The organism is Cellulosimicrobium sp. TH-20 (assembly GCF_002105775.1).
GTDB lineage: Bacteria > Actinomycetota > Actinomycetes > Actinomycetales > Cellulomonadaceae > Cellulosimicrobium > Cellulosimicrobium funkei.
Window position 1 is genome coordinate 3900513 of record NZ_CP020857.1, and the last position, 14816, is coordinate 3915328.

Below are 14816 nucleotides of genomic sequence, written 5' to 3' on the forward strand. Positions count from 1 at the left end.
GGCCACGGCGGGCTCAGCGGGGCTGGTACGGGGAGACGACGACCTCGACGCGCTGGAACTCCTTGAGGTCCGAGTAGCCGGTCGTCGCCATGGCCCGGCGGAGCGCCCCGACGAGGTTGAGCGTGCCGTCCGCCTGGCGGCCCGGCCCGAAGAGGATTTCCTCGAGCGTGCCGGCCGTGCCGACGCGCACGCGCTCGCCGCGCGGGAGCTGGGCGTGGTGGGCCTCCGAGCCCCAGTGCCAGCCCTTGCCCGGCGCCTCCTCGGCCCGCGCGAGCGCCGCGCCGAGCATCACCGCGTCGGCGCCGCACGCGACCGCCTTGACGAGGTCGCCCGAGCGGCCGACGCCGCCGTCCGCGATGACGTGCACGTAGCGGCCGCCCGACTCGTCGAGGTAGTCGCGGCGGGCCGCCGCGACGTCCGCGACCGCTGTCGCCATGGGCGCGTGGATGCCGAGCGAGACCCGCGTGGTGTGGGCGGCGCCGCCGCCGAAGCCGACGAGGACGCCCGCGGCGCCCGTGCGCATGAGGTGCAGCGCCGCGGTGTACGTGGACGCGCCGCCCACGACGACCGGGACGTCGAGCTCGTAGATGAAGCGCTTGAGGTTGAGCGGCTCCGCGACGCCGGACACGTGCTCGGCGGAGACCGTCGTGCCGCGGATGACGAACAGGTCGACGCCGGCGTCGACCACCGTCTGGTAGTGCTCCTGGGTGCGCTGCGGCGACAGGGCCGCGGCGACGGTGACCCCCGCCGCGCGGATCTCCTTGAGGCGCTGGGTGATGAGGTCGGCCTTGATGGGCTCGGCGTAGATCTCCTGCATGCGGCGCGTCGCCTCGAGCGGCTCGAGCCCGGCGATCTCCTCGAGGAGCGCGGTCGGGTCGTCGTAGCGCGTCCACAGGCCCTCGAGGTCGAGGACGCCGAGGCCGCCGTGGTTGCCGAGCGCGACGGCGGTCGCCGGGCTCATGACCGAGTCCATGGGTGCCGCGAGGATCGGCAGGTCGAAGTGGTAGGCGTCGATCTGCCAGCCGACCGACACCTCCTCCGGGTCCCGCGTGCGCCGCGAGGGCACGACGGCGACGTCGTCGAAGGAGAACGCGCGCCGACCGCGCTTGCCACGTCCGATCTCGATCTCGTTGCTCACCGGGTCAGCCTACCGGCGGGCCGTGCCCGTCACCTGCACCGACCACCGTGTGGGTGGGCGCTGGCAGGGTGACGCTCGTCGCCGGGACGTCCGGCGACGACGGGAGCGCCGGGCGCCCCGGGCCCCGACCGGACGGCAGAGGTGGACCATGACGACGACGCCCTGGACGGCGGGACCGCTGCTCGGTCTCGACACCGAGACCACGGGCCTCGACGTCGACGTCGACCGCGTCGTCACCGCCGCGCTCGTGCTCCGCGAGCCGGGCGCCACGCACGTGCGCACGTGGCTCCTCGACCCGGGCGTCGAGATCCCGGCGGAGGCCACGGGGATCCACGGCATCACGACCGCGCACGCCGCGGCGCACGGGACTCTGCCCGCCGTCGCGCTCGACGAGATCGCGACGCTCGTGGTCGACGCCCAGCGCGACGGTGTCCCCCTGGTCGCCTACAACGCGGCGTTCGACCTCGCGATCCTCGACACCGAGCTCGTGCGCCACGGCCTGCCGACGCTCTCCGCGCGCCTGGGGCGGCCGGTCCGGCCGGTGCTCGACCCGCTCGTGCTCGACCGGGCGTGGGACCCGTCCCGCGAGGGCAAGCGCCGGCTCGTCGACCTGTGCGCGCGCTACGAGGTGCTCGACGTCGGGCCCCTGCACACCGCGGACGGGGACGTGCTCGCGACGCTCGACCTGCTCGACGCGCTCGCGCGGGCGTACCCCGACCTGGCGGGCCTCGGACCGGCCGCGCTGCACGACCTGCAGGTCGTCGCGCACCGGCGGTGGGTCGACGCCCTCGACCCGGAGCGCGACCGGCCCTACGTCGGCGCCGGGGCGGACGGCCGCTGGCCGGGCTGACGCGGGTTACGACCCCCGCGAGACACCTCGGCGCATATCTCATGATCCGGGTGAAGGTCGTGTGATGGTGGCATGGCGAGCACTTGAAGCAGGCCGCTCGCCGCGTCGATATCTCATCGATGAGTTATCGTCGCTCTCATGACAGCGATCGACGACGCACCTCTCACGCAGGTCGGCGCGCTCATCCGCGGCGCCCGCCAGAACCGGGGTCTCACCCAGACCCAGCTCGCGGAGCGGCTCGGGACGAGCCAGAGCGCCGTGCACCGCATCGAGCAGGGCTCGCAGAACCTCAGCCTGGAGATGCTCAACCGCATCGGGCTCGCGCTCGACTCCGAGATCATCAGCCTCGGCGGCCCCAAGCACGCGCACCTGCGCGTCCAGGGCGGCCACACCCTCTCCGGCCGCATCGAGGTGAACTCCTCCAAGAACGGCGCGGTCGCGCTGCTGTGCGCCTCGCTCCTCAACCGCGGCCGCACCACCCTGCGCGGCGTGGCCCGCATCGTCGAGGTCGACCGCATCGTCGACGTGCTGCGCTCCATCGGCGTGCGGGCCACGTGGACGACGGGCGGCAGGGATCTCGAGATCGTCGTGCCGGAGCGCCTCGACCTGGCCGCGATCGACGTGGACGCCGCACGCCGCACGCGCTCGATCATCATGTTCCTCGGGCCGCTGCTCGGGCTGCGGGACACCTTCGAGCTCCCGTACGCGGGCGGCTGCGACCTCGGGACCCGCACCGTCGAGCCCCACATGATCGCCCTGCGGCCCTTCGGCCTGGCCGTCACCGCGACGGGCGGGAACTACCACGCGACCGTCGCCCCGGCGTCGGGCACGGACCTGTCGGTCGTCCTCACCGAGCGCGGCGACACCGTCACCGAGAACGCGCTCATGGCCGCGGCCCGCCGCGACGGCGTGACGACGATCCGCAACGCCAGCTCCAACTACATGGTGCAGGACCTGTGCTTCTACCTCGAGCTGCTCGGCGTGCAGGTCGAGGGCATCGGCACGACGACCCTGCGCGTGCACGGCCGCACCGACATCGACGTGGACGTGGAGTACGCCGTCTCGGAGGACCCGGTCGAGGCGATGAGCCTGCTCACCGCGGGCATCGTCACGGGCTCGGAGATCACCGTGGCCCGCGTCCCGATCGAGTTCATGGAGATCGAGCTCGCGACGCTCGCCGAGATGGGCCTGCGGTACACGCTGAGCGCCGAGTACGTGGCGCGCAACGGCCGTTCGCGCCTGGTCGACGTCACGGTGCACCCCAGCGAGCTGCACGCGCCGATCGACAAGATCCACCCCATGCCGTTCCCCGGCCTCAATATCGACAACCTGCCGTTCTTCGCGGTCATCGCCGCGAACGCGCAGGGCACGACGCTCATCCACGACTGGGTCTACGAGGGCCGCGCCATCCACCTCACCGACCTCACGCGGCTCGGCGCCGACGTGCGGCTCCTGGACGCCCACCGGCTCCAGGTGACGGGCCCGACGCGCTGGTCGGGCGCCGAGGTGAGCTGCCCGCCCGCCCTGCGCCCCGCCGTCGTCATCCTGCTCGCGATGCTCGCCGCGAAGGGCACCTCCGTCCTGCGCGGCGTCGACATCATCGCGCGCGGCTACGAGGGCCTCACCGAGCGCCTGCGCGAGCTCGGCGCGAACATCGAGACGTTCCGGGACTGACCCCTCGCCGCCCTCGGCGCCGTCAGCTCCCTCTGGACCGCGCGGCACGACCACGACGGGCCGCCCTCCTGCGGGAGGGCGGCCCGTCGCCGTCACTTCGGGTAGACGGCGTCGACCTCCACCTCGACGAGCCAGCCGTCGACCGGCAGATTCTCGATCTCGAGCGCGAAGCGCGACGGCCGGGCCGCGTTGACCACCATGGGCGCCGTCCGGGCCGAGCCGAGCTGGACCTCGAGCGTCGCGCCGGTCGCGAGGTTCGTGTTCGCGAAGAACTGGCGGTAGGCGCGGTTCCAGCCGGCGAAGTCCATCTTCTCCTGGCCGGCGGGGTTCTGGAGGAACACCCGCATGGAGACGACGTCGTCGTAGGAGAGCCCGGCCCGCTCGAGGTTCTCCCCGATCCGCAGGAGGACGTTGATGCCCTGCGCCTCCGTGATCGTCACGCCGGCCGGCAGGACGCCGCCGGGGAAGACGTCGGTCGGGACGTAGCGCTGCTCGGCCGTCGCGCCGGGCGTCGTGTTCATCGCGGCAGGCCCGAGCCCGGACGACTTGTACCAGGCGACGTTCTTCCCGATCGCGACGCCGTCGGCGATGGACGGGGTGTCGCCGGTGACGAAGGAGTGGGCCTCGGTCGGCCTCGGCTCGAAGAGCCTCCCGGCGGCGACGGCGGTGCCCGGGACGGCGACGGCGGCGGTGAGGGCGACGGCGACGACGACCTTGGTGCGGTTCTTCATGCAGGCCTCCCAGGGGGACGACGGGCGCCACCCTGGCGCCCGGGCTCCGGCCGGTCGCGAGGACCGCCGGGGCCGCGACGCTAGCCAGCCTCCGTTTCCGCGCCGTGACGGCGACGTGTCGGGTCGTCGCCGGTACCAGCGCGCGCCCGGACGTCGCGGCGCGCCGCCCCGCGGGCGCCGCCGAAGGGCGCGACACGAGACGTTTACGAGAGCCGCGATCCGTTGACCGACGCGAAACGCGCCGGACCCGCGCTCGCGACGACGCGTCCCTAGCGTCGGCCCCGGTGCTGACGGCGGCACCCGGCATCGTGGGCCGGGCTCCCCGCCCGTCAGGCCGTGGACGAGAGGGCTCCAGCCACATGGTCACTGACGAGAAGACGACCGGCGTCTCGCGCCGCAACTTCCTCCAGGCCGTCGGGGTCGGCTCCAGCGCCGGCGTGATGTTCGCGACGATGGGCGCGGTGGGCCTCGCCCCGACGGCCGCCGCCCAGCCGCGGAACGAGTCGTGGACACCGCCGCGGGGCAGCGACTTCAGCCTCACGGGCCGCTCCGCGAAGAAGGTCGTCGTCGTCGGCGCCGGGCCGGCGGGCCTCGCCACGGCGTACGAGCTGCAGAAGGCCGGCTACCGCGTCACGGTGCTCGAGGCGCGGCACCGCGTCGGCGGCCGGACGCTGACGATACGCGGCGGCGACGCGGAGACGGACGTCAACGGCGTCACGCAGAAGGCGCGGTTCGCCGACGGCGTCTACATGAACGCGGGCGCGGGGCGCATCGCCCAGTGGATGGTCACCATGGACTACCTGCGCGAGCTCGGCGTCCCCTACGAGGTGTTCACCAACGCCAACGCGGACGCCTACCTCTACAACGAGCGCTCCGGCGCGACCCCCGGCAACCCGGTCCGGTACCGCACCGCGAAGGCCGACGTGTTCGGCTACACGTCCGAGCTGCTCGGCTACGCGACCGACCAGGGCGCGCTGGACCAGAAGCTCACCGCCGCGGACAAGGAGAACCTGCGCGCGTTCCTCCGGTCGTGGGGCTCGCTCCAGGCCGACGGGAGCTACAAGGGCGGCAGCAACCGCGGGTACGCGGTCTACCCGTCCGCGTGGAACGAGCACGGCACGCCCCTGCCCGGCCCGGGCTCGGTCTCGGAGGTGCTCGCCTCGAAGGTCGGGCAGTACTTCCCGTTCGAGATCAACTGGGAGCAGTCGATGCTCATGTTCCAGCCCAAGGGCGGGATGGACACGACCTACGACTACTTCGTCAGGGCGATCGGCAAGCAGAACGTCCAGCTCAGCTCGCCCGTCACCGCGGTGAAGAACACGCCGCGCGGCGTCTCGGTCACGTACACCGCCCACAACGGCAAGGCGCGGCAGATCGACGCCGACTTCGCCGTCGTCTCGGCGCCCGCGGGGCTCATGCGCCGCTGGGACACGAACTGGGGGCCCGACGTCGACGCCGCGCTCGGCGAGTTCGCCGTCGGCTCGCCCGCGGGCAAGATCGGGCTCCAGTACCGGTCGCGGTTCTGGGAGGACGACCACCGGATCTACGGCGGCATCACCGAGACCGACATGGACCTCGCCCACGTCTGGTACCCGTCCTACGGGTACGGGGAGCGCCGCGGGCTCGTCGTGGGCTACTACAACACCGGCGCGAACGCGCGCGCCTACGCGGACATGACGCCGCGGCAGCGGGAGATGCGCGCCGTCGAGCAGGGCGTGAAGATCCACGGCGAGAAGTACCGGACGGAGCTCGAGAGCTCGTTCTCCATCGCGTGGCACAAGGTGCCCTACATCGAGGGCGCGTGGGCGTACCCGAACACGCAGTCGTCCCGGTTCAAGCTCCTGCAGCAGGGCGCCGGGAACGTGTACTTCGCGGGCGACTGGATGTCCGAGATCTCGGCCTGGCAGCACGGGGCGTTCTGGGCCGCGCGCTACGCCGTCCAGGCGCTGCACGCGCGAGTCATGGCGTCGTGACCGCCCACCGCACGCAGCGCTGACGGGACGACGACGGCCCGGCGCCACCCGCGAGGGCGGTGCCGGGCCGTCGGTCGTGGTGCTGCACGCTCAGAAGCCCGTGTAGTTGGGGGCCTCGACCGTCATCTGCACGTCGTGCGGGTGGCTCTCCTTGAGCGACGCCGACGTGATGCGGATGAAGCGCCCCTTCTCCTGGAGCTCGGGCACGGTGCGGGCGCCGACGTAGAACATCGTCTGGTGCAGGCCGCCGACGAGCTGGTGCGCCACGGTGCCGAGCGACCCCTTGTAGGGCACCTGGCCCTCGACGCCCTCGGGGACGATCATGTCGTCGCTCGTGACCTCGGCCTGGAAGTAGCGGTCCTTCGAGTACGACTTCTTGCCGCGCGAGGACATGGCGCCCATGGAACCCATCCCTCGGTACGCCTTGTACTGCTTGCCCTTGACGAGGATCGTCTCGCCCGGGGACTCCTCGGTGCCCGCGAGCATCGAGCCGAGCATCACCGTCTCCGCGCCCGCGACTATCGCCTTCCCGATCTCGCCCGAGTGGCGCATGCCGCCGTCGGCGATGACTGGGACCCCGGCCGGGCGCGCGGCGAGCGACGCCTCGTAGACGGCGGTCACCTGCGGGACGCCGACGCCCGTGACGATGCGCGTGGTGCAGATCGAGCCCGGTCCGACGCCGACCTTGACCGCGTCCGCGCCCGCGTCGACGAACGCCTGCGCGCCCTCGCGCGTCGCGACGTTGCCGCCGATCACCTGGACGTCGCGCGTCGCCGGGTCGGACTTGAGGCGCGCGACCATCTCGATGAGCATCCGGACGTTGCCGTGCGCCGTGTCCGCGACCAGCACGTCGACGCCCGCGTCGATGAGCGTCGTGGCGCGCTGCCACGCGTCGCCGAAGTAGCCGATCGCGGCGCCGACGAGCAGGCGGCCCTGGCCGTCCTTCGACGCGTTGGGGAACTGCTCGGACTTGACGAAGTCCTTGACCGTGATGAGCCCGGTGAGGCGGCCGTCCGCGTCGACGAGCGGCAGGCGCTCGAGCTTGTGCTTGCGCAGGAGCGCGGTCGCCTCCTCGCGGGAGATGCCCGCCGGGCCCGTGATGAGCGGCTGGGGCGTCATGACCTCGTCGACCTTCGTCGTCGCCCACTCGGCGACGGGCGTGAAGCGCAGGTCGCGGTTGGTCACCATGCCGATGAGGCGGCGCTCGGCGTCGAGGACCGGGAAGCCGGAGATCCGGTACTCGCCCGCGGTCTTGTCGAGCTCCTCGAGCGTCGCGTCCGGGCCGATGGTCACCGGGTTGTCGATGATGCCCGTCTGCGTGCGCTTCACCAGGTCCACCTGGAGCGCCTGGTCCTCGATCGAGAGGTTGCGGTGCAGCACGCCGATGCCGCCCTGGCGCGCCATCGCGATGGCCATGCGCGACTCGGTGACGGTGTCCATGGCCGCCGAGACGAGCGGCACGCGGATCGAGATCTCGCGCGTCAGGCGCGTCGTGGTGTCGATGTCCGACGGCGCCAGGTCCGAGTAGCCGGGCTGCAGCAGGACGTCGTCGTAGGTGAGACCCAGGAATCCGAAGGGGTCACGGTCGGGGACGGCGGCGGGGACGGGCGAGGCGGTCACACCACGATTCTACGCCGGGGGCCCTCGCCGTATTCCCGCTCGGTCCCTGCCCGCCCGGGCCCGGGAGGCACGGACGGGCGGGAGGTACGTGGACGCGTGGGCGCGCGCCCCGCCCGGCCGGGCGGTCCCGCGGACGGCTCAGCGCACGACGGCGAGGAGCTCGTGCAGGAGGCCCGTGAAGCTGCGCACCCGGTGGACGGTCGCGGCGAGCGGGAGCTCCTCCGCGGCCTGGTCGCTCGGGAGACCCACGAAGAACGGCAGGCTCGGGTTCGCGTCGTGCGCGGCGTGCACGATGCCCAGGTCGGGACGCGCCTGCGTGGTCACCATCGCCACGGCGGACGGCCGCACCATCGTCACGATCTCGAGCGTGCGGTGCACGTTCGCGGGCCCGGTGACGATGCGCGCCATCGCGCCGTGCGAGGCGAGCGACGCGGCGAGCGCGTGCGCGGCCAGCGGGAGCGGCTCGTCGGGCGCCGCGAACACGAGCACGATCCGCCGCATGCGGCTCGGGTGGTTCCGGGGCGGCCCTCCGGCGGCCACGATCGCGTCCTCGCTCGCCTGCGTGTACTCGCGCAGCGCGACGAGCGTCGCGTTCGCGAGCACGACCTCGGGCACCTCGCCGGGGCCGGCGAGCACGGTGCGCTCGGCCAGGCGCTCGAGCGCGGGCTCGACGAGGTCGGACCACCACGCGGCCGGGTCGCCGCCCGTCGGGATGCGCAGCAGCCGGTCGCACGCACGCTGGTCGTAGGCGATCGCGGCGTCGACGACGTCGGAGACGCGCGTGGGCCGCGGCCCCTCGCGGACGCCGACCGGACGGGGCCCCGCGGTGCGTGCGGGCTCGCCCCCGGGGACGGCGCGCAGGAACGGGCGCGACGGCGGCGGCTCGGGCGCCTCGTCGTCGGCCTCGGGCTCGTCGGCGTCGAGGTCGCCCGCGCCGTCGGCGCCGCGGTCGTCGAAGGAGATCGCGCCGCGGTTCGCGGCGAGCTCCTCCTCGTCGGCGGCGAGCGCGGCGCGGGCCGCGTCGGCGGGCGCGACGCCGTCGAGCGTGAGGCGGCGCATCACGACGAGGCGAGCGACGTCGTCGTCCGTGTAGCGCCGGTGGGAGCCGGCCCGGTGCTGCGAGGGGCCGAGGCCGTAGCGACGGTCCCAGGTGCGCAGGGTCGCGGGCGCGACGCCGAGCCGGCGCGCGACGGCGGCGACGGCGAGGCCGGGAGACGAGGTCATGCTCGGTCGGGCTCCCTCGGGGTCGGGGGCGGACCGGACTGAGGTCATGGATCGATTCTGCCGAGCGGGCACCCGTCTCGCCACCTCGTAGAGGTCACAGTCGTGCACCCTTCGCGCCACACCCGCGCCGTATTTGTTCGCTGCACGCGCAAACGCGCCAGGCGCAGCCGATCGCGTCAGCGCGCCGGGAGCGGCCGACGCGGTTGACCCCCCTCGCACCGCTCCACGAGCGGTTCAACCTGCCCGTTCACTTTTTCCTCACAGGGGACTTGAACAAGTCTTGCAACGCTTGTAGGTTGTTCGGCATGGCAGAGATCTCGAGGCTCCCCGGGCCCGTCATGGAGCTGTGGGAATGGCAGTACCAGGGTTCGTGCCGCGACGCGGACGACACGTTGTTCTTCCACCCCGAGGGTGAACGCGGCTCGACGCGACGACGGCGAGCGGAGGCCGCGAAGGCGATCTGCCACTCGTGCCCCGTGATGATGCAGTGCCGCGAGCAGTCGCTCCGCGTGCGCGAGCCGTACGGGGTGTGGGGCGGCCTGAGCGAGGACGAGCGCGCCGCCATCCTCGCGGGCGGCGCCCGCCGCACCGGCTGACGCACCCTCTCCCCGGGCACCACCTCGGTGCCTCCGCGCCACCAGCAGACCTGCACGGCCCCGGTCCGACGTCGTACCGGGCGCACGTGCGCACGACCCGTGGGACCACCGGTGGGGCGACCGGCCACGGAACGCAGCAGGGCCCCGCGACCGACGGTCGCGGGGCCCTGCTGCTGAACCGGGTCGGCGTCAGCCGACCACCACGGCGAGAATGTCGCGCGCGGACAGGACGAGGTAGTCCTCGCCGCCGTACTTGACCTCGGTGCCGCCGTACTTGCTGTAGATGACCTTGTCGCCGACGGTCACGTCGAGCGGGACGCGGTTGCCGTTGTCGTCGACACGGCCCGGACCGACGGCCAGGACCTCGCCCTCCTGGGGCTTCTCCTTGGCGGTGTCCGGGATGACCAGGCCGGATGCGGTCGTGGTCTCGGCCTCGAGGGCCTTCACGACGATCCGGTCCTCGAGCGGCTTGATGGGGACCGACACGTCGGACCTCCCCTTTCGCGGTGAGAACTGCAACGGATGGGTCGAGCGCACCGGCTGGCCGTCGTCGCGGGTGCCGGACAGCCTGGTCGCACGTGGTGCCGCCTCCGCGAGCGGTGGCGGCACGTCTCAAATCTAGGTCCCGGTTAGCACTCGGTCAAGGCGAGTGCCAACGTCCGTCCTGCGGACGACCGGGCCCCGGCTGCGCGTGGTCCCCGGCCCCCGTGGAAGGATCGACGCCATGGACGCCGCCACGCTCACCAAGCTGCTCAGCCCCGAGGGCTGGGCCCTGCTCGGCGCGCTCCCGCCGTACGACGAGCAGCAGGCGCTCGTGCTCGCGGCAGGGCTGCGCGCGAAGGGCGTCGACCCGGACCTGGCCGCCGCGGCCCTCACCCAGTCCCGCCTGCGCGCCGCGGCGCACGGCAAGCTCGGCGCGTTCGCCGACGGCATGCTCTTCACGCAGGCGGGGCTGGAGCAGGCGAGCCGGCTCGTCGTCGCGGGCCTGCACGCCCGGCGGTACCAGGAGGCGGGGATCCGGCGCGTCGCGGACCTCACGAGCGGGATCGGCGTCGACGCGCTCGCGTTCGCCGCCGCGGAGCTCGAGGTGCTCGCGACCGACGTCGACGAGCTCACCGCGGCGATCGCGACCGTCAACCTGCGCCACTTCCCCGAGGCCGAGGTGCGCCACGGCGACGGGCTCGCGCTCGACCTGGAGGGCGAGCGGATCGAGGGCGTGTACGCCGACCCGGCGCGCCGCACCCGCGCCGGCACGCGCGTGTTCGACCCGAAGGCCTACGCCCCACCGCTCGACGCGGTGTGGGCGCTGCGCGAGCGTGTGCCCGCGGTCGGGATCAAGGTCGGCCCGGGCATCCCGCACGCCGGCCTGCCCGAGGACGCCGAGACCGAGTGGGTGTCGGTCGACGGGGACGTCGTGGAGGCCGGGCTCTGGTTCGGCCCGCTCGCGCCCGAGGGACCGGGCCGGTCGGCGCTCGTCCTGTCGTCGTGGACCGGGCCCGACGGGACCGCGCGCACCACGACCCGACGGATCGCCCACCGCCCGGGCGACGCGGACGTGGTGCCCGAGGTGGGCGCCGTCGGGCAGTACCTCTACGAGCCCGACGGCGCCGTGATCCGGGCGGGGCTCGTCGCCCACGCGGCGCGCGGGCTGGGCGGCCGCCTGCTCGACCGGACCATCGCGTACGTGACCACCGACTCCCCCGCGCCGCTCGACGCGACGGGGCTCGCGGACGGGCTCGCGCGCGGCTACCGCGTGCTCGACACCATGCCGTTCGGCCTCAAGCGGCTGCGCTCCTACCTGCGCGAGCGCGGCGTGGGTCGTCTGACGATCAAGAAGCGGGGCACGGCCGTCACGCCGGAGCAGCTCCGCCGGCAGCTCGCCCTCACGGGCGACGCGACGGCGACGATCGTCCTCACGCGCGTCGGCGGCTCCCAGCAGGTGCTCGTCGTCGAGCCGCTCTCCGCTCCCCCGGCCGGCGCCGGGCAGGACGGGCCCCGGTGAGCGCCCTGCCGCGCCGCACGGCGATCCCCTTCGCGCGCTCGGAGCGCTCGACCGTCGGGCTCGAGTGGGAGCTCGCGCTCGTCGACGCCGACTCCGGCGACCTGCGGCAGGTCGCGCAGACCGTGCTCGACGCCGTGCGCCCGGCCGACGGCGGCCCGCACCCGTCGATCAAGCAGGAGCTCCTGCTCAACACGGTCGAGGTCGTGAGCGGCGTGTGCCGCACGGTGGGCGAGGCCGGCCGCGACCTGCAGCGCTCGGTCGAGGAGCTGCGCGCCGTGACGGACCCGCTGCGCGTCGAGCTCATGAGCGCGGGCACGCACCCGTTCGCGCGCTGGGCGCAGCAGAAGGTCACCGACAAGCAGCGCTACACCACGCTCATCGACCGCACCCAGTGGTGGGGGCGGCAGATGCTCATCTACGGCGTGCACGTGCACGTCGGCATCGAGGACCGCGCCAAGGTGCTGCCGATCCAGCGCGCGATGCTCACGACGTTCGCCCACCTCCAGTCGCTCTCGGCGAGCTCGCCGTTCTGGGGCGGCAAGGACACCGGCTACGCGTCGAACCGCGCGTTGATGTTCCAGCAGCTGCCGACCGCGGGCCTGCCGTTCCAGTTCGGGACGTGGGAGGAGCTCGAGGGCTACGTCGCCGACATGCTGCACACCGGCGTCATCGACGCGTTCGACGAGGTCCGGTGGGACCTGCGGCCCGCGCCGCAGTTCGGCACGCTCGAGACGCGCATCTGCGACGGCGTCACGAACATCTCCGAGCTCCTGGCGCTGGCCGCGCTCACGCACTGCCTCGTCGAGCACTTCTCGACGATGCTCGACGAGGGGCGCGAGCTGCCGAGCATCCCGCCGTGGTACGCGCAGGAGAACAAGTGGCGCTCGGCGCGCTACGGCATGGACGCGATCATCATCCTCGACCGCGAGGGCAACGAGGAGCTCGTGACCGACGCCGTGGGGCGGCTGCTCGTCGAGCTCGAGCCCGTCGCGGCGCGCCTCGGCTGCCTCGACGAGCTCGACGGCGTGCGCACCATCGTGCGGCGCGGTGCGTCCTACCAGCGGCAGCGCGCGGTGGCGCGCCGCCACGGGGGTGAGCTGGACGCCGTCGTGCGCTCGCTCGTCGCCGAGATGCGGGCCGGCCGGCCCCTGTGACCCGGCCGGGCCGTCACACGTGCGTGACGGTGAGCGGCATCGACGAGTCGACGCCGATGTCCAGGCTCGACGGCGCGACGCCCGCCCGCACGACGGCCGAGCCGAGCGCGGCGATCATCGCCCCGTTGTCGGTGCAGTAGCGGATCGGCGGGATGCGCAGCTCGATGCCCGCCTCCGCGCAGCGCTCCGCGGCCATGTCGCGCAGCTGGGAGTTCGCGCTGAACCCGCCGCCGACGACGAGCGTCGAGACGCCGTGCCGCTCGCACGCGGCGATGGTCTTCGCGGTGAGCACGTCGGCGACGGACTCCGCGAAGGAGGCGGCGACGTCGTGCACGGGGATCTCCTCCCCCGCGTCCTGGCGGGCCTCGACCCAGCGCGCGACGGCCGTCTTGAGGCCCGAGAACGAGAAGTCGTACGCGTGCTTCTCCTGGTCCTTGCGCGCGGTGAGGCCCCGCGGGAACCGGATCGCCGTGGGGTCGCCCTCGCGCGCGAGGCGGTCGATGTGCGGGCCGCCGGGGTACGGCAGGCCGAGCAGGCGCCCGACCTTGTCGAACGCCTCGCCCGCGGCGTCGTCGAGCGTCGAGCCGAGCTCGGTGACGGCCGTCGCGACGTCGTCCACGAGCAGGAGCGAGCTGTGCCCGCCGGACACGACGAGCGCCATGACGCGCTCGGGGAACGCGCCGTGCACGAGCTCGTCGACGGCGGCGTGGCCGATCACGTGGTTCACGCCGTAGAGCGGCTTGCCGAGCGCCAGCGCGAGGGCCTTCGCCGCCGAGGCGCCGATGGTCAGCGGGCCGACGAGCCCCGGCCCGGCGGTCACGGCGATCGCGTCCACCTCGGAGAGGTCGACGTCGGCCGTGCCGAGCGTGCGCTCGAGCGTGGGGATCATCGCCTCGAGGTGGGCGCGCGAGGCGACCTCGGGGATGATCCCGCCGTAGCGCGCGTGCTCGTCCATGGAGCTCGCGACCGTGTCGACGAGCAGCTCGCGACCGCGGACGAGCGCCACGCCCGTCTCGTCGCAGGACGTCTCGATGCCGAGCACCAGGGGCTCGCCGGAGCTCGCGGGAGCAGTGGGGACCATGGCGTCCAGGGTAGTCGCGCGCGGGGGCCGGACCGTCCGTGTCGCGCACGTCACACCGTCTGTTCGGAAGATGATCAAGGGTTCAACTGTTTGTCCCAGTCATGAGCACCGACACCCTCATCGAGTCCTCTGCCGCGCCGAGCGAGCAGGCCGACCAGCTCGCGATCGACGCGCAGGCCGCGGACCGCCTGTTCCGCGCGGCGCACACCACGCACGCGTTCTCGGACGAGCCCGTCACCGACGCGCAGATCCAGGCCGCCTGGGACCTCGTCCGCTGGGCGCCCACCGCGATGAACACCCTCCCGCTGCGGCTGCTCGTCGTCCGCACGCCCGAGGCGAAGCAGCGCCTCGGCGCGCACATGGCGGACTTCAACCGCGACAAGACGCTCGCCGCGCCGGTGACGATCGTCGCCGCCGCCGACCCGTCGTTCCACCAGCACCTCGGCACGCTCGCGCCGTTCCGCGAGGGCATCGCCGAGCAGCTCGACCCGCAGGCCGACCTGCGCGAGGGCATGGCCCGCACCAACGCCCTCATCCAGATCGGCTACCTCATCGTCGGGCTGCGCGCCGCCGGCCTGTCCGTGGGCCCCATGACGGGCTTCGACGCCGCTGGGATCGACGCCGAGTTCTTCGGCGAGTCCGGCTGGCGCACGCTCGTCGCGATCAACGTGGGCTACCCGGCCGACGAGGGCGCGCACTTCCCGCGCCAGGCGCGCCTCGACTTCCACCAGGTCGCCGAGGTCCTCTGAGCCCGTCCCGCACCTCCGAGCCGA

The 14816-nt window shown here is 73.4% G+C and carries 13 protein-coding genes; 7 read left to right on the forward strand and 6 right to left on the reverse strand.

The window, feature by feature from the left end:
* Positions 1 to 13 precede the first annotated feature (13 nt).
* Positions 14 to 1138, reverse strand: coding sequence for a GuaB3 family IMP dehydrogenase-related protein (locus B8281_RS17380; protein ID WP_034653983.1), 1125 nt, complete (start codon positions 1136 to 1138; stop codon positions 14 to 16).
* 148 nt (positions 1139 to 1286) lie between these two features.
* On the opposite strand from B8281_RS17380, the gene B8281_RS17385 reads away from it, so the two are divergent.
* Together B8281_RS17385 and B8281_RS17390 are read left to right on the forward strand one after the other, a co-directional pair.
* Positions 1287 to 1988 (forward strand): exonuclease domain-containing protein, encoded by a 702-nt coding sequence (locus tag B8281_RS17385; protein WP_085388384.1) that lies wholly within the window; start codon positions 1287 to 1289, stop codon positions 1986 to 1988.
* A 138-nt stretch (positions 1989 to 2126) separates the two neighbouring features.
* A complete protein-coding gene (locus B8281_RS17390; RefSeq protein WP_198163091.1) occupies positions 2127 to 3662 on the forward strand; it encodes a UDP-N-acetylglucosamine 1-carboxyvinyltransferase in 1536 nt (511 codons plus the stop codon).
* Between the two features lie 92 nt (positions 3663 to 3754).
* Here the strand turns inward: B8281_RS17390 and B8281_RS17395 are convergent, their stop codons facing one another.
* Positions 3755 to 4393, reverse strand: a complete 639-nt coding sequence (locus B8281_RS17395) for a Rid family hydrolase (RefSeq protein ID WP_085388385.1) — start codon at positions 4391 to 4393, stop codon at positions 3755 to 3757.
* A gap of 359 nt (positions 4394 to 4752) precedes the next feature.
* On the opposite strand from B8281_RS17395, the gene B8281_RS17400 reads away from it, so the two are divergent.
* Entirely contained in the window at positions 4753 to 6366 is a 1614-nt protein-coding gene (locus tag B8281_RS17400) for an FAD-dependent oxidoreductase (protein ID WP_085388386.1), read from the forward strand.
* A gap of 90 nt (positions 6367 to 6456) precedes the next feature.
* Here the strand turns inward: B8281_RS17400 and guaB are convergent, their stop codons facing one another.
* Both guaB and B8281_RS17410 read right to left on the reverse strand, forming a co-directional pair.
* A complete protein-coding gene (gene guaB / locus B8281_RS17405) occupies positions 6457 to 7986 on the reverse strand; it encodes an IMP dehydrogenase (RefSeq protein ID WP_021479849.1) in 1530 nt (509 codons plus the stop codon).
* Positions 7987 to 8124: 138 nt separating this feature from the next.
* Positions 8125 to 9258, reverse strand: coding sequence for a MerR family transcriptional regulator (locus B8281_RS17410; protein ID WP_043655808.1), 1134 nt, complete (start codon positions 9256 to 9258; stop codon positions 8125 to 8127).
* 257 nt (positions 9259 to 9515) lie between these two features.
* Between B8281_RS17410 and B8281_RS17415 the strand changes: the two genes are divergently transcribed.
* Positions 9516 to 9806: a WhiB family transcriptional regulator gene (locus B8281_RS17415; protein WP_031316449.1), complete on the forward strand. Its 291-nt coding sequence runs from the start codon at positions 9516 to 9518 to the stop codon at positions 9804 to 9806.
* Positions 9807 to 9995: 189 nt separating this feature from the next.
* On the opposite strand, the gene groES is transcribed toward B8281_RS17415, so the two are convergent.
* Positions 9996 to 10292, reverse strand: a complete 297-nt coding sequence (gene groES, locus B8281_RS17420) for a co-chaperone GroES (RefSeq protein WP_021482870.1) — start codon at positions 10290 to 10292, stop codon at positions 9996 to 9998.
* Between the two features lie 238 nt (positions 10293 to 10530).
* Between groES and B8281_RS17425 the strand changes: the two genes are divergently transcribed.
* Both B8281_RS17425 and B8281_RS17430 read left to right on the forward strand, forming a co-directional pair.
* A complete protein-coding gene (locus B8281_RS17425; protein ID WP_076405093.1) occupies positions 10531 to 11808 on the forward strand; it encodes an SAM-dependent methyltransferase in 1278 nt (425 codons plus the stop codon).
* On the forward strand, positions 11805 to 12962 hold the full coding sequence (locus B8281_RS17430; RefSeq protein WP_021482303.1) for a glutamate--cysteine ligase: 1158 nt from the start codon (positions 11805 to 11807) through the stop codon (positions 12960 to 12962). Before B8281_RS17425 ends, B8281_RS17430 begins: the two co-directional genes overlap by 4 nt.
* A 13-nt stretch (positions 12963 to 12975) precedes the next feature.
* On the opposite strand, the gene tsaD is transcribed toward B8281_RS17430, so the two are convergent.
* Positions 12976 to 14043 (reverse strand): tRNA (adenosine(37)-N6)-threonylcarbamoyltransferase complex transferase subunit TsaD, encoded by a 1068-nt coding sequence (gene tsaD, locus B8281_RS17435; RefSeq protein ID WP_076405092.1) that lies wholly within the window; start codon positions 14041 to 14043, stop codon positions 12976 to 12978.
* 101 nt (positions 14044 to 14144) lie between these two features.
* Between tsaD and B8281_RS17440 the strand changes: the two genes are divergently transcribed.
* Positions 14145 to 14792, forward strand: a complete 648-nt coding sequence (locus B8281_RS17440) for a malonic semialdehyde reductase (protein WP_021482305.1) — start codon at positions 14145 to 14147, stop codon at positions 14790 to 14792.
* The last annotated feature ends 24 nt before the right edge of the window (positions 14793 to 14816 follow it).

Bases quoted from the DNA above. Each gene is read 5' to 3' on its own strand.
- B8281_RS17385 (WP_085388384.1), top strand. From the start codon at position 1,287: ATGACGACGACGCCCTGGACGGCGGGACCGCTGCTCGGTCTCGACACC.
- B8281_RS17410 (WP_043655808.1), bottom strand. From the start codon at position 9,258: ATGACCTCAGTCCGGTCCGCCCCCGACCCCGAGGGAGCCCGACCGAGC.
- B8281_RS17425 (WP_076405093.1), top strand. From the start codon at position 10,531: ATGGACGCCGCCACGCTCACCAAGCTGCTCAGCCCCGAGGGCTGGGCC.
- B8281_RS17395 (WP_085388385.1), bottom strand. From the start codon at position 4,393: ATGAAGAACCGCACCAAGGTCGTCGTCGCCGTCGCCCTCACCGCCGCC.
- tsaD (WP_076405092.1), bottom strand. From the start codon at position 14,043: ATGGTCCCCACTGCTCCCGCGAGCTCCGGCGAGCCCCTGGTGCTCGGC.
- B8281_RS17400 (WP_085388386.1), top strand. From the start codon at position 4,753: ATGGTCACTGACGAGAAGACGACCGGCGTCTCGCGCCGCAACTTCCTC.
- B8281_RS17415 (WP_031316449.1), top strand. From the start codon at position 9,516: ATGGCAGAGATCTCGAGGCTCCCCGGGCCCGTCATGGAGCTGTGGGAA.
- B8281_RS17390 (WP_198163091.1), top strand. From the start codon at position 2,127: ATGACAGCGATCGACGACGCACCTCTCACGCAGGTCGGCGCGCTCATC.
- B8281_RS17440 (WP_021482305.1), top strand. From the start codon at position 14,145: ATGAGCACCGACACCCTCATCGAGTCCTCTGCCGCGCCGAGCGAGCAG.